Here is an 18,852-nt window from a genome sequence, read left to right on the forward strand (position 1 = left end):
GTTCACCTTCTTATATATTTTTACAGTATGGCAGTTTTATGTCGGGCAGCGTGGCAGTTGAGGTTAACCGCCACCGGCAGACTGGCAATGTGCGTGCCAAAGGTTTTAATGTGCACCGCCAATGCCGTTGTACTGCCGCCAAAGCCCTGCGGGCCGATGCCAAGCTGATTGATTTCCTTTAGCCATTCTTTTTCTAATTGAGCAAGCTTTGGATTGGGGTTGGTGGAACCGACATCCCGCAAAAGCGCCTCTTTGGCCAAAAGGGCCGCCTTTTCCATCGTGCCCCCAATGCCAACACCGATGATCAGCGGCGGGCAGGCATTGGGGCCGGCGGCTTTAACGGTGTCGATAACAAAATTTTTCACCCCGTCCAGCCCGTCAGCCGGTTTAAGCATTTTTAAGGCACTCATATTTTCACTGCCGCCGCCTTTAGCGGCGACGGTAATTTTTAAGTTGTCTCCCGGAACAATTTTCGTATGAATCACACATGGGGTGTTATCGCCGGTGTTAACTCTGTCAATGGGATCGCCGACAATGGACTTGCGCAAGTATCCTTCTTGATAACCTTTGCGCACCCCGGCATTTATTGCCTCAACAAAATCCCCACCTTCGATGTGTACGTTTTGACCCAGTTCTACGAAAACTACCGCAAAGCCGGTGTCTTGACATATGGGAATTTGTTCTTCTTTGGCAACTTGGGCATTTTTAATTAATAATTTCAATATTTCTCTGCCGCTTTGTGATACTTCTTTTTCTGCAGCAGTAGATAACGCATGAATCATATCTTCTCCTAAGTAATAGCAAGCATCTTGACAAAGTTTTGCTACTGTCTTAGTAATTTCACTGCACTGAATAGTTTTAATTTTTCACGCCCCCTTTTGTGTGCCAATCTGTTAAAATGTCTAACCTGCTTTAATTAGCCTATTTGTTAAGTTACCGTCAATTATACAGCAAAAACAGAGTTTACTGCTACCAGCAATACTTTAAAAATTAGTTGGCTATAAAAAATAACCTTCTTTTAAGAAGGTTATTTTTGTTTAATTTTCTTTAATGGAATGTTGTATTTCTTAATCTTATTATACAAAGTAGCCAATGAAATATTTAACGTGGAGGCGGCCTGCCGTTTTCCCGTCATTGACATGCCGTAAGTTTCCAATGCTTTTATAATCAATATTTTTTCCATTTTATCAATCGGCATAATGTCAATTGAATTGTTATTTGTACAGCCGACTAAATAAGGTTTAAGTGAATCGGCAGTTAAATATTCATCCTGTGAGGTTAGCATTACCCTTTCTAGCACGCTATACAGTTCCTTGACATTCCCCGGCCAGCGGTAATTTTGCAATACCAGAAGGGCATTAGGTGATAGGCCTTTGACCCTTTTACCCAGTTTGCGGTTGAGCTTTTTTATTATTGTATTACATAAGGGTTCGATATCACATTTACGTTTTCTCAGCGGCGGAATGTTTATTTCTATTACATTAAGCCGATAAAACAAGTCTTCTCTAAATTTGCCGTTTCTGATCAACCGGCGTATGTTGTGAGCGGTAGCGGCAATAATGCGCACATTCGCTTTGATTGGCTTTACTCCGCCCACCCGTTGAAAAGTAGATTCCTGCAGAAAACGCAGCAGCTTAAACTGAAGCTGGGCATTCAGTGCGCCTATTTCATCTAAAAATATTGTTCCGCCGTTAGCCAGTTCTATTTGCCCAATTTTATCTTTTTCAGCCGTATTAAAAGCACCTTTTTCCGTTCCAAAAAGTTCACTTTCTAACATATCGTCTGCAACCGCTGCGCAGTTAACGGTAATAAAGGGCCGGTTGCCCCTGTTACTTACACTGTGAATGGCATGGGCAAAGATTTCCTTTTCTGTGCCGCATTCCCCTAAAAGCAAAATCGGGGTATCGCTTTTCGCGGCATGTTGGGCGTCTGTCACTGCCTGTTTCATTTCATTGCTGGCGGCAATAATATCATTAAAAGTGTATTTGCTGCTGGTTACCTGCCTGTATTTATTAGATAGGTTTTCAATTGTGAAGTTGCTTTTTCTTAAATCCTCGATGATGCTCATAAAATTTTTAATCTGCTGGAAAACTAACACTGCCCCTTTTAACTTTCCGTCTGTAATTATCGGATAGGCGTTGGCCACTACTTCAATTTTGTTGCCACCGACAATTAAACGCTGACCGGTTACTGCCTTTCCTGTGCTTAATGCCTGGGCTAAAATTCCATCAGGTGACACTTTAAAAATGTTTTGGTTAATGTGTTTTTCTGCCGGCATATTGGTGATTTCACTAAAAGCTTTATTTACAAATATAATATTGCCAAAAGAATCTGCTACTTCAATTGGTTCAGGGACAGCGTCCAAAATACTAGACAATACTTCTAACGGCAGCACTGAAAATCACCACTTTACCTTAGAATAATTTAACATTTCCACACAATTCGGAAAATTCCTTCTATAAATGTGTCCAAAACATTAAATAATTGAAATTTGTCAACAATGCGAACAAACGTTTACCATTTAGCCGGTTTTGTGCTATAATTAACCAAAACTATTGAAAGGATGTTTTAACTTGCATAGTGAGCTCAACGATCGGGAACAGGCAGTTTTGCAAGTAATAAAAGACAATATCCGTAAAAAGGGATACCCTCCTTCGGTGCGCGAAATAGGTATGCTAGTTGGCTTTAGTTCCAGTTCTACTGTGCATGGCTACTTAAGAAGGTTAGAGCAAAAGGGATATATACGTCGCGACCCTACTAAGCCCCGGGCCATTGAAATATTAAACGATTTGCCTGAATTAGAAAGGGTAGATAATGATGAATTTATTGAAGTACCGGTTATCGGACAAGTTGCCGCCGGGCTTCCTCTGCTGGCGGTAGAAAACATTGAAGACACCTTCACATTGCCCAGAACTTTTACCGGCTACGGCGAATTGTTTATTTTAAGGGTACGCGGTGAAAGTATGATTGAGGCCGGGATATTGGAAGGAGATTTGCTTTTGGTGCGCAAACAGCCCAATGCCGTTAACGGGGATATTGTTGTTGCGCTGATAGAAAATGAAGCTACCGTAAAAAGGTTTTATAAAGAAAAAAATTTCATTCGTTTACAGCCGGAAAACAAAGATATGGAACCGATAATTGTACAAGACGTCAACATTATCGGCAAAGTAATCGGCTTAATGAGAAAATTGTAAAAAGTTACTTTAGGTCAATAAAATTTATTTTTTATTAAAAAAGACACCTCTAATGTTGTATAGGTGTCTTTTTAGCACTCTGGTATTATTATTTCATTGCTTCTTTACAAAGTTCACAAGTACTGCAGTAATCGGCCTTATCCTGTATGATAAAGCAATAAGTATCTTGTTCCTTCCAGCAAGGCTTATTTTTGTTAACCCCGCCTTCCTGTTCGCGCTTTCCGCCGTTACAGCCTTTAACGGTCCAGCACGGATACAAAGCAAGCGTATGTTGTACCCCTGCAATATTTAATCCCTTTTCGTTAATTAAATAGTGAATAAATCTTAATCTTTTAATATCGTTATTGGTGTACAGACGCTGCTTATTGCGTCTTGCCGGCTCGATTAATTTATGTTTTTCCCATATGCGCAAGGTTTCAGGGTGAACATTTAATAACTCAGCAACAACACCGATATTATAAAGAGGTTGGTCATCGTTAACTAGAACCATGCTTAAAACCACCTTTTCCTTTTAGTTAGCTACTTTATCATTATATATTTGCAAAACACATTTGTAAATATATTAATTGAAATTTGATTTACAATAACGTTGAAAATTCCCTAAAAAACAACATTTTCACTTAAATAGGTATTTTTATTTTTAAAAGCGGCGCATGTTGCTGCGCCCCGTAAACATCGGTCTCGCCAATTGAACCGGAGGGTCTTCTTCTCACTATGGTTATCTTTATGGCCAATGCCTGAGGAAATTCAACAATATCGATTATATCCTCCTCTTTAATGGCATACAGTCGGCAAATTAACTCTTTATTAATTACTTTTGACTGCACTGCTTTTTGATAGCTCAATTCATCTTTAAAAATAATATCCAGTGTCAGTTCAAAAGGGCCGGAATTTTTGCTTCGGATTACTTTGGCTAATTCAACAATGGAAACGGCGCTCATTATTTCACCTCCAGCATTTTCACCGGAAATAATGCCAAGGGATCATCTGCTTCCAGCAAATGGTAAACGCTAAATTCATAAACCGCCCCCACTTTGAAATCAGACGGCGAATAAGGAAATGCCAAATTGCCGGCAGTGGCAATACGGCCGGGATAACCGTAATGCAGCATGGTGCTGCGGGCAAAGCTGCAAATAGTATCCGCAATATCTTGTGTATCGGCAACGGCATCGATTATTATACCTAACTCATGTGCGGGAACGGGTTCCGGTTCCAAATCCCCCATCACGCCGTTTTTTCCGTATACGTGAAAATGTAGGTGATAATTATATCCTTGGTGTTGAAAATTATCTTGAACGCGCTTTTTAACGGCTTCAATAATTTCATCTATTTGCTTAATCATTATTTGATCGCGGCAACCGGCAATAGAAACTGTTCGGTAGCCGATTTTTTTAGCCCCTTCCAGCTTAAGCATATATTTATCTGTCGGAATAAGTTCACTGCCCTTTACTTGCACAGCACTCTCGCTATATTGCTTAAACGTGGTTTTTTTCAGGCTGAGGACACCGCCGGGGCCGGGCAATTCTAACGGATTGGTTTTCTCATATAGTGTGTGAGCCGCAACAGAGGTAGTGGTACAGCGCCGTTCTTTGTTTAATGGTTCAATAATAAAGCTGTCGGCAGTTAATGTTCCCATTAAGCTGTCGCTGCCACTGCCGGGCAGGGCCGCAATTGCTCCGCATTCCAAAATTTTGCCCATGTGCAGGGCCAAACCGGGATTGTAACCCTTGCGGACGGCATCAGCGGCAAAAACCGCCGGATCATAACAGCGCCCCGCCAATATCACTTGTGCCCCGTCATCTAAGGCTTTAATTAGCGGTTCCATGCCCATTTGGGCAACAATATGTGCAGATTGATTAATATCCTCCTCGGTAAGCTCCGGAGCCGGATGTAGCGGTTTAATTTTGCCGTTCCTTAATTCTTGCAGCAAAAAATTTTTATCCATTTCCGCTTCAATAACGGCCAGTTTAAATTGCCAGTTGTGCTCACCGGCCAACTCTTTAATAATTTGTAAGTTCCAATCTAAGTGGCAATTTGCCCCACTGCCGCCGGCCGTACCTATTAATACCGGAATGCCGCGTTCCAAGCCGGCATGAATAATTAATTCTAAATCACGTTTAACGGCATTGCGATTGGTAAATGATACGCCCGCACCGAGATAGTACGGCCCGGGATCCGTTGAACCGGCATCCACTGCAATAACATCGGGATTGCGTCTTAATCCCTCTTGAAACGAGGCTTCCGGAAACCCGTAGCCCAGTATGGCTGTCGGCGAAAGAACACGGTACTCGTTCATCAATTCAACCTCCTAATGTGCTTGTAATTATAATATCATATAACACTATTAATAGTAACCTTTAGCATTCTAATAAGCAATTATATTCACAAAAAATTTGATATTAATAATAAACAGTGCCATTAAAGCACTGTTTATTATTAAATATAAATTAGTTGTTTTCCAGTTTCAGTAGTGCACGGGCCGCAGACAGCACGCCCAGTTTGACGTATTCTTTGGATAATCCCCCTTGCACATAGACGGCATAGGGTTCTCTTAACGGGCCGTCTGCGGACAGCTCAATGGAAGCTCCTTGAACAAAGGTGCCGGCAGCCATGATTACCGCATCTTCATAGCCGGGCATTCCGTCCGGTACCGGGCGGACATGGGCATCTATCGGTGAGGCGCTTTGCAGGCCACGGCAAAATTCTATCAGCTTTTCTGCGGTTCCCAATTTAATTGCTTGAATAATATCGCTGCGATATTCATCATATCGCGGCGTTACTTCATAGCCCAGCCGCTCAAACAACCGGGCGGTAAATACCGCGCCTTTTAACGCCTCCGCCACAATATGTGGGGCAAGAAAAACACCCTGCATTAACAGACGCTGGACACCTAATGTCGGCCCTACTTCCGCGCCGATTCCCGGAGCGGTCCATCTGTTGGCCGCTAAATCTACTAAATCTTTTCGCCCGACAATGTATCCGCCGGTAGGGGCAATGCCGCCGCCGGGGTTTTTGATCAATGAACCGGCAATTAAATCTGCCCCAACATGGCAGGGTTCACGGTCTTCAACAAATTCACCGTAACAGTTGTCCACAAAAACAATAACTTGCGGCCGGCGCTCTTTTATAAAGTTAATCAGCTCTTCTATTTCTTTAATGGTCAGCGACGGCTGCCAGGCATAGCCCCTGGAACGCTGAATATACACCATTTTAGTTTGTTTATTTAACGCTTGTTCTATCCCTTGCCAATTTATGTTGCCCTTTGGCAGCAGATCCACCTGGCGGTACTTAATCCCGTAACTTTTTAAAGAACCGGGGGAGTTGCTGCGAATGCCGATTACTTCTTCCAGAGTATCATAGGGCTCCCCTTGAACGGCCAGCAGCTCATCACCGGGTTTTAGCACGCCCAGCAAACAAATAGCGATGGCGTGTGTGCCGGAAACAATTTGCCCCCTTACTAAAGCGGCTTCCCCGCCAAATACTTCGGCATAAATTTCTTCCAGTGCATCCCGTCCGGCCTCGCCGTAACCGTAGCCGGTACCGCCCTTTAAATGAAAATCACTTACCCGGGCATGATGAAAAGCCTGCAGTACCCGGCGGTGGTTAAGGGCGGATATTTCATCAATCTGCTGATATACATGCTGTATTTCGGTTTCTACTTCTTGTGCCAGTTTATCTAAATCAGTCATTAATTAACCTCCTGCCGGTAAAGTTTGTCCGATTAGAATATTTTATCATATTCTGCCGGTTTGTGTCTTATTAGTGGAAGGTTGCCAGCTAGGTCTTTACACTATATAAAGAAAACTTAGCTTCCGTCAAGGCCATTCATAGGGCGCAAGCGGAAGCTTTAGTTCTACATCTGCCCGTTCTCGTAAATGTAAAGTTGCTTTTGGGACGCCAAGGCAGCGGCACGCTCAAAACCGTGCCCTACCGGGCTACCAGCCAACTGTCAACTGTCTGCTGTCTAACTATCTTTCTAATCATCCGTCAAATCATCATGGGCATTGGCGATGTCTTCTGCCGTTATGGTTATTAGTTCTTCCCGACTGAAAGAGCTGCTGTTGCTGTTAACCAAGCGCACTGCTTGCAGGCGGATTGCTCTTTCAATTAAATTTCTCACCATTCTGGCGTTGCCGCTGTGGGGATGCCTCATGGCACGTTCCTGAATTGATATTCGCAGTTGTTCCTTCGCTTCGTCTGTTAAGCTGTACTGCCGCTGGTCTAACATTAACTTGGCAATTCCCATTAGTTCATTGATGGTGTAGTCAGGAAAATTAATATGAATGGGAAATCGGGAGCGCAAACCGGGATTTGATTCAATAAACCTTTCCATTTCCCGCCGGTAACCGGTTAAAATCAAAATTAAATTGTCTTTATGATCTTCCATCGCTTTAACTAAACAATCAATCGCTTCTTTGCCGAAATCCTTTTCTCCGCCCCGGGCAAGAGAATAGGCTTCGTCAATAAACAATATTCCCCCTAGAGCTTTTTTCACCTGTTCGCGGGTGCGTTTGGCGGTATGTCCGATGTACTCACCAACCAAATCTGCCCTTTCTACTTCTACGATATGTCCTTTGCTGAGCACACCCATTTCTTTAAATAATTGTCCCAACAAACGGGCAATGGTAGTTTTGCCGGTACCGGGGTTGCCTTTAAAAATCATATGCAAAACCATTGGTTCAGATTTTAGCTTTTCCTTTTGGCGTATTTTTTGAATCTCTATATAGGCATACAGTTCATGAATCAGTTTTTTTACGCTTTTTAAGCCCACCAGTTGATTGATTTCTTTCATTATCTCCTGAACACTTTTTGCATTGTTGTAATTTTCCATTGCCACTTCTTCAGTTGATTTGGTGGCCCGCATATGTTTACGCGGTGGAAGGCTTTTAATTTTGGGAACTTCTGCCCGTTCAGGATGCTGCCACATTTTGATCTTTACCAAGTCGTGTCACCTCGTAAGCTGTGATACTGTTACCATGTATACTCGCTCAGAGGTGAATAGTGAACCAAAATCAAAATGGCTAATTTTTGACAGGCAAAATAAAAAAACCCCTGTTAAAGGGGTTTTATTGCGCTTTATTTTCACTGTGTATCGTACTTACCGGGCGCGACGGGCTAATGGTAGAGATGGCGTGCTTGTATACCATCATTTGCTTTCCGTCGCTTTCGATGATCACTGTAAAATTGTCAAACCCCCGTACCAATCCTTTCAGTTGAAAACCGTTTATGAGAAACATGGTAATAGGGATATTTTCTTTGCGCACTTGGTTTAAAAAGGCATCTTGTAAATTAATTTGGGATTTGGTCATGGGGATAACCTCCGTTTATCTCTTTTTTCTAAATATATAAGCTTTACCGCTAATTATTTTAAACTTTCAACCGTAAAAACATTTTTTTCCGGATTATGAATTATTCTACACACTAGAAAACTTTTCCTGCATTAGAGCAATAATTTCCTCAGATAGTTTTGTTATATTATCATAATTATGCACATCCAGCCAATGTATGCGTGGATCCCGCTTAAACCAAGTGATCTGCCTTTTGGCAAATCTGCGGGTATCCCTTTTTATCAGCTCTATTGCCTCTTCCAAGGAAATTTCCCCCGCCAGATAGGCGGCAATTTCTTTATATCCTAAGCCTTGCATGGCGGTCATTGAACGCTTAATTCCTTTGTCCAGCAAGGATTTTACTTCTTCTACCAGTCCGGCGGCAATCATTTGATCCACTCGCTGTTCAATGCGACGATACAATAAATTGCGCTGCATGGTTAAGCCGAATATTGCCAGCTGATATTTGGCATTTGTTCTGTAACTGGCCCTTTGCATACTGGAAATGCGCCTGCCGGTAAGTTTGTATACCTCCAGCGCTCTGATTACCCGCCGCACATTATTGGGATGTATTTTTTCGGCCGCCGGCGGGTCTACTTCTGCCAGCTTACTGTGCAACCATTCATTTCCTTTAAGTTGGGCTTGTTGGTAAAGGGTTTTGCGCAGTTCGCCGTCCTCACCGGGGGCGGCAAAATCATATTCATCAATTACCGCCCTGATATACAATCCGGTACCGCCGACCAAAATGGGCAGTTTGTTTTTTTGGTGCAGCGAAGCAATCACTTGTTCTGCCTCTTTTTGATAGCGGGCCACGCTGTAATCCTCATCCGGCTTAACTATGTCAATCATGTGATGGGGCACGCCCTGCATCTCATCTTTAGTTGGCTTGGCAGTACCGATATCCATGCCCTGATAAACCAGCATGGAATCAGCTGAGACCACCTCACCCTTTAATTTTAATGCCAGCTGAACGCCAACGGCGGTCTTGCCGGTGGCAGTCGGCCCCACAATCGCCAATAGCGGTTTTTTATGTGCCATTTTAATCACCTCCTACCTCAATAACGCCGTAGGTAACAGGTGATTTGCTGTTCTCTATTTTCTTAAAGCCCAAGCGGGAAAACTCCTCACTGCGGGAACTTTCTTTCATCACCACTCTCTTTTTAGCTACCCGGCAAGCCTCACTAATCGTTTCTTTATCTAAAGGCGAATGTTCAGCCAATTTTCTCAGCGGAGACATGCTGGCTGATTTATGTAACGGCCGACGAAACATCGGATCGAAGTAAACAATATCTACGCTCTTTGCCGGCAGTGTTTTCAAATAATGGCGATGGTCGGCATTGATGACTTTGATACCTTTCAGGGCCTGTGTCAATTCTTTATTATCAGTTTGGTAACAGCGAATTCCCTCACTGACCACATAGGCCATCAGCGGATTTACCTCTAAGCCTGTTACCGAACCCTCCCTGCCGGCCACGTAATTTGCCACAATGGCATCGGCACCTAATCCCAGGGTACAATCCAACACACTGTCGCCGGCACAAAGGTTCATCGCTTCAATCATTCTATCAGTATTACCATTTTTTATCTCTTTGATGCGCAATTTTGCCATTCCCGGATGAAAAAAGAATTCCTCTCCTTTGACGTAAATAGACAGTTTATCTTTTGCCACTACCAAAATACCTGTAGTGTTATATTGTTTTTCTAATTCGTAAAGGGGTATATTTTTTCTTTTAACAAAAGGAATTTTTAATTCAGCGGCAATTTCTTTTGCCCGCTTAATCAGCGGTGCCGATATATTCAGCGAAGTGGTTACAATTTGGGTTTGCTTTACATTATTCATCGCTTAAACCTCTTAGCAAGTTCTTGGAACGACATTTGAATCATGGTGGGACGACCGTGCGGGCAGGTATAGGGGTTTTCTAACTCGGCCATTTGCCCAATTAATGTCTGCATTTCCTGATGTGACAGTTTTTGACCGGCCTTTATTGCGCTGCAGCAGGCTAGTTTGGCCGCTAACGCATCGTTAAAATGATCGGTGCCGGTATCCAGCACATCAAAGAAAAATGCCCCTTCCTCCCCGGGAGGAAAACCGGCCGGTACTCCCCGCAGTAAATAAGTGTTGCCACCAAAGTGTTCCAATATAAAACCTAACCGTCTAAAGGTTAAAATATGCTCTGTTAACACATTCACTTCTTGCTGGCTAAGCTCTAAAACCACCGGCATCAGCAGCATCTGGCTGTCCTGTTCATCCTCGCTTTGTTTTCGGTAACGCTCAAAGAGGACCCTTTCATGTGCCGCATGCTGATCGATAATATATAAACCGCCCGCACCTTGCGCTAAAATATATGTGGGCAACAGTTGGGCAAGGGGAAACAATTCCGGAAACCTTTGCCCCTCTAAAACGTCCCTCGCCTCACTTAACATTTGTTGGGCAGGTTCTTCAACGGCTCTTTTCAGCGTATGTTGGGAAACAGGCGGCGGTTTCAGCGGCAGCGTCGCCTGCTCTGTCTTGTTTTCCGCCGTATATTCTTGTGCCCCACTTGCCGGTTTAATTTCCGTTTGCTTTTCTTCTCTTACTTGCTGGTTTGATGCCGGCTGCTCCGGCTTGTTTTCCGCAAAAGAATAAGTTGTCAGTTCTTCGGTATTTTTACCGGAAAGCTGTTCTATTTGCGGCACCGACAAAGGCGTGCGCACCGCTTTTTGCACTACGCCGGTAATAAGTTTTATTAATTCCCGTTCATGGCTGATTCGTACTTCCATTTTTGTCGGATGCACGTTTACGTCAACCATTCCGGGCATAACTTCAATAGCCAACACTGCCAGCGGATGACGATTATAAGACATCAAGGTATGATAACCGTCTTTTATGGCGTCAGATATCATTTTGCTTTTTACGTATCTGCCGTTAATTAATATCGTTTGATGTGTTCTGCTGGCGCGGTTTAATTCCGGTTTGCTGACATAACCGCTGAGGTGGATGCCGGGCATTTCTCCCTCTACCGGGATCATTTTTCTCGCTACCTGAATGCCGTTTACAGCAGCGATGGCATCCAACAGTTTGCCTGTTCCCGGTGATTCAACCAGCACGCGGTTTTGCGAGGTTAACTTCATGGCCACATGGGGCCGGGACAGCGCCAAGCGGGAAACCATATCACTGATTAAAGCCGCTTCGGCAGCCGCACTTTTAAGGTGCTTTTTGCGCGCCGGCGTATTATAAAACAAATCCTGCACAACAACCTTAGTGCCTACGGGACAGCCAATGGGTTCATTTTCCACCACCGTTCCGCCTTCGACGACAATTTTCACTCCGACATCGGAATTTGGCGTTCTGGTAAGCAGGGTTACCTTGGCTACGGCAGCGATACTGGGCAGTGCCTCACCGCGAAAGCCCAGTGTGGAAATGCTGAACAAATCTTCTGCCCGGCTAATCTTGCTGGTGGCATGTCTTAAAAAAGCCTTTTCCGCATCCGGCGGCTCCATGCCGCAACCGTTATCACTGACGGTAATTGTTGTTTTGCCACCGTCCTTGATGTCAATGACAATTCTGTCAGCACCGGCATCTAAGGCGTTTTCCACCAACTCTTTAACAACAGACAGCGGCCGTTCAATTACTTCGCCGGCCGCAATTTTATTGGCGGTATCTGAATCTAAAATACGAATTTTAGGCAAGTTATACCCTCCAAAAGTCAGGTAAATTTGAAGTAATTAACCTTCTGTGCGGATCTCCTGGTGCTTTTCGCGGATGTAAGTTATAAATGTATCCTCGGTTTTATCCTGCAGATAAACATACGAATAGCGGTAATCTCTTTGTGCCTCATAGTAAAAGTCCCATGCCTCTTCTAAGCACTTTTTGCAACACCGGTTATGGATGGAAATAGCCATTATCCGACAGCGACCAATTTTGGGCTGAACGGCAAAGGAATCGATGGTGACAAAACCGGGGCAATCCGGACACACTTTTACTTTTTCCAGCTGTTTTTCTTCAAAATATTCGGTGTCGTAGTAAATATTTTTTTGTCGCTGATAAAACCGGTTTTTATCGCTAAATTTTGTAGCATCATGCTGATGGCGGTTAGCCCACAATTGTTGTAAGCGATCTACTATGCGGTGAACATAATCCGTTACTTGCGAGTTTTCTATAATTTTATCCGCTTGATATTCCGGTTCGGTAATATAGGTGTAGTTCCGACCGGCTAAGGCCAACAGTATGGCTAAATTAACATAAGGCAGCGCCGTTTCTATTGCATAGCCGCCTTCAAGCACGGCTAAATCCGGCTTTAGTTTTTCGGTTAGTTGAGCATAACCTTGGGCAGAAATCATCATGCTGCCCAGCGGATCGGTAAAGTGATTGTCCTGCCCTGCGGAGTTAATGACAAATTCCGGTTGAAAATCTTTTAATATCGGCAGTATCAAGTTATCTACCACATAAAGCAGGCTTTTATCTGTGACCCCGGGTGGGAGCGGGATGTTAACGGTTGTTCCGTATGCGTTCGGCCCCCCGGCTTCATTGGGAAATCCCGTTCCCGGGTAAATGGTGCGTCCATCCTGATGAAAAGAAATAAACAGTACGTCCGGGTCATGGTAAAAAATATCCTGAGTGCCGTCGCCGTGATGAACATCGGTATCCACAATGGCAATTTTTTTCAGCCCATAGGTGCGACGCAAATGCTCAACAACAACAGCTTCATTATTAATGGTACAAAAGCCTCGGTTGCCGTGTACCACCCGCATGGCGTGATGGCCGGGCGGCCGGACTATGGCAAAGCCGTTGTAAATTTCTTTATTCATGATTTTGTCACTTAAGTTGATGGCGGCACCGGCAGCAATGCGGTGTGCCGCCAATACCTGATCATCGACAGTGGGCACGCAAAAGTGCACGCGGGCAATATCATGGGGCGTTGCTACCGACGGAGGGTACTCAATAATTTCCGGCAAATCGAGAACGCCCTCTTCAAAAATCTGGTCTCTGGTGTATAGCAAGCGTTCTTCACGCTCCGGATGGACAGGAGAAATAGACCAGTCAAAAGCCGGGAAAAATACTAATCCGGTTTTTTTAATCAAACTAATCTCCCCCCTGCCCCTACATGTCCGAGAATACCCCGGTGGGTTTGTACGCATACATCGTATATTCTGCCGGTGGTTTGCATATCTCGGACAATGTTAAATACATCCTGTCGGGTTACTTCAATGTGCTCAATCTCATCCGTTAAGTTCATTTTTTCCGCGCGGTTAATTAAACAGTCTTTAGCTAACTGCAGTGCCTGTTCCTGGCCAAAGTTTTGTTCAGCAATTGTCCCTTGAAAGCCCTCTTCCTCAATGCTGTATATTCTTTGTTCGGTATCTACTCTTAAAGAAATTTGCAGCGTTGGTTTAGCTACTGCCGCCCCGATTGCATTGGCTGAGGATGCATAAGGAGGCAAAATAGGCACCCCGCCGATGCGGGCGGCGATTTGCGGTACAAAGCCGGGAGCACCGCCCCCCACACCTACTACATTTTTCGGGCGCAGTTTTCGCTTTTGCATTACTTCCCAAATACGATATGCCGGTTCCTGTTCCCACTCCTGAAACATATTTTCAATTTCGTTGACTACGGTATCGACAAAAAGTTTAATCACCTCACGGGCAACTTCCGGCACGGACATACCGGCGGGCTCTGCCAGCATCCTCATGGCTTCCCAGGCTTTTTCACTGTCACCCAAAGGTGTTAGCCCCATGACATTTAAAGCATCGGTTGGTGTGGGCAGCGGCCCGCCCATACAATAGGGAGGGCCCATGCGCTCGGAATAAATAATTGGCTTTTTCCCTACTATTTCTACTATGCTGTCGCCACCCACCGGCACCGATTTAACCGCCAGTGAGCGCACCTGAGTTAAATAATCGCCAAACCTCACGCCTTTGGATGAAAGCAGCGGTTGGCCGGAAAGTATGAGGGCCAAATCGGTGGTTGTTCCGCCAATATCGATTACCAGCGACGTTTCTCCGGCCGGCGTAAGCGCCAATGCCCCTAATGTGCTGGCCGCCGGGCCGGAAAAAATAGTCTCTACCGGTGATTGTTCCGAACTGTCCAGCGTCATCGTGCCACCGTCTGCTTTTAAAATAAACAACTGCGCATTTATGTTCCGCTGTTTCATTGCTTCCCGAACCGACTGTACAAATTGACGGTATTTTTCTTTAGTGGCACAGGTTAATAAAGTAGTGTCTATCCGCCGAGGAAAATTCAATTTTCCTCCTACCACATGCCCCATTTCTACATCCCAATCCGGTTTTGCCTGTTTGATGATCTCAGCCGCTTTCAGTTCATGTTTGTTGTTGCGAGGCGAAAACTTGCCTACTACCGCTACTTTGCTGTAACCTTTTTCCTCAAATAATTTTACCGCCTGCAGTACTTTGTCTTCTGCTAAGGGAATGATTTCACGTCCACGATAATCAATAGCACCGCTTACTATGCACACTTCAGCCTGGCGATATTTCTCTATTTTCCTGCCCGGTCCGGGCATTAAAAGCAACGCTACCGGGTCATGCTTTTTTTCTGCTACCAGGTTGGTAATCACCGTTGTGGAAAGCACTACCCGCTTAACATCAGTAGATGCGACTCCTTTCAACACGTTATCCAGCGCCTCTACTAACGGACTGAGCATATCATCAGGCTTGTTGTACACTTTGGATATAGCGCGCACCTTGCCATCGGATATTAACACAGCATCAGTGCTGGTACCTCCTACATCTATACCAATGTACACTATGACCCCTCCGTAATAACGGAATTGTTATTACATTATGCTATCACATCTTGGCCTAACAAAAAATCTACTTTTGTTAATTTTCGTGTAATTTTCTTACTTTACTTTGCAGTTCAAACAGAATATTTAAAGCCTTAAGCGGTGTGGTGTTTAACAGATCATAGCGTTCAATTTCACTTAGTATTTCAGCCGCCTCCGGATGTATGGAAAAAAGCTGCATTTGCACCGGCTCTTCAGCGGCAGCCGGTTGTTCTTCGCCGGAAATCACTTCTTCAGCCGCCTTACGGTATATTTCCAAGTTGGCTACCAGTTGGTTCGCACGATCAATAATTGTGCCGGGCAAACCCGCCAGCCGGGCACAATGCACGCCGTAGCTTTTACTTGCCTTACCGGGAACGGCACGGTGCAAGAAGACAACATCATCTCCCTTTTCTTCAACTGCCACCGCATAATTTTTTAAACAGCCCAGATTATTTTCCAGCTCGGCAAGTTCATGATAGTGGGTGGAAAATAGCGTCCGGCAGCCAACGGTATCATGCAGATATTCAATCACTGCCTGGGCAATGGCCATTCCTTCCAGGTTGGAAGTGCCGCGGCCCAGTTCATCAATAATTACCAAACTGTTTTTTGTGGCGTTGCGCAAAGCGTTGTTGCACTCCTGCATCTCAACCATAAAAGTGCTTCTTCCTGAAGACAAGTCATCTGATGCGCCCACCCGGGCAAATATGCGGTCAACTACGCCTATTTCCGCCCGCCTAGCCGGCACAAAGCCGCCCATTTGCGCCATAATGGTAATTAATGCCACTTGCCGCTGGTAAGTGCTTTTTCCGCCCATATTGGGACCGGTAATTAAGGCCATATAATTGTTTTCATCCAGCTCGGTATCGTTGGGCACAAATTCATTTTCACCCAGGGTTAGCTCCACTACCGGGTGGCGCCCATCAATAATCAACAATTTGCCGCTGTTGTTGACAACCGGTCTTACGTAGTTATGTTTCACCGCTGCTTCCGCCAGTGAAACTAAAACGTCAACTTTCGCCACTGCCGCGGCACTGTTTTGAATGCGGCTGATTTGCGAGGCCACTGTTTCCCTAATCTCGGTAAAAATGTTGTATTCCAAGTCTACCAGCTTATCCTGGGCGCCTAAGATAATATCCTCGTATTCTTTTAATTTCGGTGTAATAAAGCGTTCCGCATTGGCCAGCGTTTGCCGGCGCTGGTAATCTTTTGGCACGGCACTTAGGTTGCTTTTGGTAACTTCAATATAATAGCCGAATACTTTGTTAAACCGTATTTTTAGTGATTTAATGCCGGTGCGCTGGCGTTCTGCGGCTTCCAGCCGGGCAAGCCAGCTCTTGCCGTTGGTTGCCGCTTCCCGCAGCTTATCTACCTCGCTGCTGTATCCGTCTTTAATAATACCGCCGTCTCTCAACGTCAGCGGCGGATCGTCATTAATGCTTTTTTCCAACAGCTCGGTTAAATCAGCCAAAACATCAATTTCTTCAGCAATGTTGTTTAACAGCTTTGATGTAGTATTGGTTAATTGTTCTTTAATTGCCGGCAGTATAGACAAAGAATTTTTTATCGCCAACAAATCACGGGCATTGGCCGAGCCATAGGCTACTTTGGCCGACAGACGTTCTAAATCATAAACTTCTTTTAGTAAGCTTCTTAAGTCCTCTCTTAAAAAAAGGTTTTCTGCCAGCTCCCCTACCGCATCAAGGCGGGCATTAATTTGCTCAACATCTACCAGCGGCTGTTCAATCCATTTCTTCAAAAGCCTCCCGCCCATGGCGGTGGCGGTGAAATCCAGTACCCACAGTAAACTGCCCTTTTTATCGTTGGTAATCAGCGTGCGGGTTAATTCCAGATTGCGCCGTGCCGCAGCATCCAGCACCAGGTATTGGGCAACGGAATAGTATTTGATCTCTCTGATATGCTTTAAATCTCTCTTTTGCGTCTCCAGCAAAAACTGCACTAATGCGCCTGCAGCCACTATAGATAAAGAATCAGCCGGCAGCCCTAACTGCTCAACCCTTTCTTTGGAAAACTGCCGCTCTACATATGACAACGCCGTTTCCGCATCATAGGCATCATTGCGGTAATAATTCAATACTGCTGAACAGTGATTTTGTAAACTTTTAACCAGCTTTTCATTTTCTTTTAAATCATAAGGCATTAGTATTTCTGCCGGCTGCAGCCGGGTAAGTTCATTAATCAGTTCATCAAAGCCAATGTTTCCGGTCAGTTCCGAAACCATAAATTCACCGGTGCTGATATCGGCAAAAGCCAATCCACCCCGGTCTTTAGCAATTAATATCGAAACAATGTAGTTGTTTTTCTTTTCGTCTAAAAGCTGCCCTTCCATAACGGTTCCCGGAGTAATTACTCTGGTAACTTGCCGTTTAACTATCCCCTTGGCCGTTTTGGGGTCTTCCACTTGTTCGCAGATAGCCACCTTATAGCCATTGGCCACCATTTTGGCAATATATGAATCGACGGAATGGAAAGGCACGCCGCACATCGGCACTCTTTCTTTCGCTCCGGCATCTCTGCCTGTAAGGGTTATATCTAAAACTTTAGATGCGGTTATAGCATCATCAAAAAACATTTCGTAGAAATCGCCCAAACGAAAAAACAAAATACAATCGCTGTACTGTTCTTTAATTTTCAGGTATTGCCGCATCATTGGTGTATATGTCACAGTTATTCCTCCCGAATACCATTATATCACAGCAGGAAAAATAAAAGGCACCCCACCGAGGGGTGCAATTTTATAAAATTTAGCTTTATTCGGTTATTTATTTCTTTCTAAAACCCGCTGCCACTCTTCCTTGTGTAAGAAGCTGTTATCATCTACATTGGCTTCCAGTTCTAAATACATTTTGTAAGGCACGCTAAAGGAAAGAATGTCTTTGTCGACAAATTTTCTGGCAGAAATATCAAACAAGCCGATAATTGCTTTCGGGCTTTCTTCTTCCGCCTGCCGATAGGGATGAAGGCACACGGTATGACAACCGGCACCAAAGGGAGCAACGACGTTGACAGTTTCCGTCCGCCCGTAATTAGTGAGCACAATCAATGCCGAGAGCTGATCGGGGTTAGCCAAAAAGACAATTACCTTTGGCTCTTCCTGCTCGGTTACATCAGTCAAGGGTTTAAAAACAACATATTGTTCCGGAATATCGGTAAAGGGCAGTTTATTAATCTGCTCTTTGGCAAATTCCGGGTTTTTAAAGTAACCTTCACCTTCCTTCAGTGCCGGCATATTTCTTACTATCCCTTTGCCGACTTCTGTTTGACAAAACTGCGGATTGCCGGTAGACAGGAAAAATTCTATACCGCCGGGAAAGTTTGTGTACAGGTTACCAAAACCTAAACCGGTACCACCACCGATACAGCCATAGGTTTTGCGGTCAAATACGACGGTTTTTCCTTTGGCAGCCGCTTTCAGCATAGCAACCACGCAACCCCAGCGGCCTTCTTTAATCTGTAGGGCGTCCCCCGGTTTTTCGTTTGTGTGTATTACAGCCACCGGAAAATACTTGAGCCCGATAGCTTGGGCGATTTTACTTTCCATAATAAATGCCA

16 protein-coding genes are annotated in these 18,852 nt (G+C 44.6%); 1 reads left to right on the top strand and 15 read right to left on the bottom strand.

Annotated elements, in window-relative coordinates; all coding sequences use genetic code 11:
- Positions 1-20: 20 nt before the first annotated feature.
- Positions 21-863: a fumarate hydratase gene (locus ACZ5NG_RS05610; RefSeq protein WP_464253110.1), complete on the bottom strand. Its 843-nt coding sequence runs from the start codon at positions 861-863 to the stop codon at positions 21-23.
- A 164-nt stretch (positions 864-1,027) separates the two neighbouring features.
- Positions 1,028-2,395: a sigma-54 interaction domain-containing protein gene (locus ACZ5NG_RS05615; RefSeq protein WP_464253003.1), complete on the bottom strand. Its 1,368-nt coding sequence runs from the start codon at positions 2,393-2,395 to the stop codon at positions 1,028-1,030.
- A gap of 178 nt (positions 2,396-2,573) precedes the next feature.
- Between ACZ5NG_RS05615 and lexA the strand changes: the two genes are divergently transcribed.
- Complete coding sequence (gene lexA, locus ACZ5NG_RS05620) at positions 2,574-3,194, top strand: transcriptional repressor LexA (RefSeq protein ID WP_464253004.1); 621 nt, start codon at positions 2,574-2,576, stop codon at positions 3,192-3,194.
- Positions 3,195-3,282: 88 nt separating this feature from the next.
- Here the strand turns inward: lexA and ACZ5NG_RS05625 are convergent, their stop codons facing one another.
- The 13 genes from ACZ5NG_RS05625 to ACZ5NG_RS05685 form a co-directional block, all read right to left on the bottom strand.
- The gene (locus tag ACZ5NG_RS05625) at positions 3,283-3,684 is read right to left on the bottom strand and encodes a MerR family transcriptional regulator (RefSeq protein WP_464253005.1); all 402 of its coding nucleotides are present in this window, start codon (positions 3,682-3,684) and stop codon (positions 3,283-3,285) included.
- Between the two features lie 130 nt (positions 3,685-3,814).
- Positions 3,815-4,135: a DUF4387 domain-containing protein gene (locus tag ACZ5NG_RS05630; protein WP_464253006.1), complete on the bottom strand. Its 321-nt coding sequence runs from the start codon at positions 4,133-4,135 to the stop codon at positions 3,815-3,817.
- On the bottom strand, positions 4,135-5,490 hold the full coding sequence (locus ACZ5NG_RS05635; RefSeq protein WP_464253007.1) for an acyclic terpene utilization AtuA family protein: 1,356 nt from the start codon (positions 5,488-5,490) through the stop codon (positions 4,135-4,137). The genes ACZ5NG_RS05630 and ACZ5NG_RS05635 overlap by 1 nt, the downstream gene beginning before the upstream one ends.
- A 151-nt stretch (positions 5,491-5,641) precedes the next feature.
- Positions 5,642-6,883 (bottom strand): methionine gamma-lyase family protein, encoded by a 1,242-nt coding sequence (locus tag ACZ5NG_RS05640; protein WP_464253008.1) that lies wholly within the window; start codon positions 6,881-6,883, stop codon positions 5,642-5,644.
- A 287-nt stretch (positions 6,884-7,170) separates the two neighbouring features.
- On the bottom strand, positions 7,171-8,136 hold the full coding sequence (locus ACZ5NG_RS05645; RefSeq protein ID WP_464253009.1) for an AAA family ATPase: 966 nt from the start codon (positions 8,134-8,136) through the stop codon (positions 7,171-7,173).
- A gap of 124 nt (positions 8,137-8,260) precedes the next feature.
- A complete protein-coding gene (hfq, locus tag ACZ5NG_RS05650) occupies positions 8,261-8,503 on the bottom strand; it encodes an RNA chaperone Hfq (RefSeq protein ID WP_464253010.1) in 243 nt (80 codons plus the stop codon).
- Between the two features lie 105 nt (positions 8,504-8,608).
- Entirely contained in the window at positions 8,609-9,559 is a 951-nt protein-coding gene (gene miaA / locus ACZ5NG_RS05655) for a tRNA (adenosine(37)-N6)-dimethylallyltransferase MiaA (protein WP_464253011.1), read from the bottom strand.
- Between the two features lies 1 nt (position 9,560).
- Positions 9,561-10,361, bottom strand: a complete 801-nt coding sequence (locus ACZ5NG_RS05660) for a class I SAM-dependent methyltransferase (RefSeq protein WP_464253012.1) — start codon at positions 10,359-10,361, stop codon at positions 9,561-9,563.
- Positions 10,358-12,190 carry a DNA mismatch repair endonuclease MutL gene (gene mutL, locus ACZ5NG_RS05665; RefSeq protein WP_464253013.1) on the bottom strand — a complete coding sequence of 611 codons (1,833 nt, stop codon included), beginning with the start codon at positions 12,188-12,190 and terminating at the stop codon, positions 10,358-10,360. The genes ACZ5NG_RS05660 and mutL overlap by 4 nt, the downstream gene beginning before the upstream one ends.
- Before the next feature lie 36 nt (positions 12,191-12,226).
- A complete protein-coding gene (locus ACZ5NG_RS05670; protein ID WP_464253014.1) occupies positions 12,227-13,582 on the bottom strand; it encodes a histone deacetylase family protein in 1,356 nt (451 codons plus the stop codon).
- The gene (locus tag ACZ5NG_RS05675) at positions 13,579-15,261 is read right to left on the bottom strand and encodes a hydantoinase/oxoprolinase family protein (protein WP_464253015.1); all 1,683 of its coding nucleotides are present in this window, start codon (positions 15,259-15,261) and stop codon (positions 13,579-13,581) included. Before ACZ5NG_RS05675 ends, ACZ5NG_RS05670 begins: the two co-directional genes overlap by 4 nt.
- A 76-nt stretch (positions 15,262-15,337) precedes the next feature.
- The gene (gene mutS, locus ACZ5NG_RS05680; RefSeq protein ID WP_464253111.1) at positions 15,338-17,950 is read right to left on the bottom strand and encodes a DNA mismatch repair protein MutS; all 2,613 of its coding nucleotides are present in this window, start codon (positions 17,948-17,950) and stop codon (positions 15,338-15,340) included.
- Positions 17,951-18,058: 108 nt separating this feature from the next.
- Positions 18,059-18,841 carry a DUF169 domain-containing protein gene (locus tag ACZ5NG_RS05685; RefSeq protein ID WP_464253016.1) on the bottom strand — a complete coding sequence of 261 codons (783 nt, stop codon included), beginning with the start codon at positions 18,839-18,841 and terminating at the stop codon, positions 18,059-18,061.
- Positions 18,842-18,852 lie beyond the last annotated feature (11 nt).

It is taken from the genome of Desulfovectis peckii, from assembly GCF_055391705.1.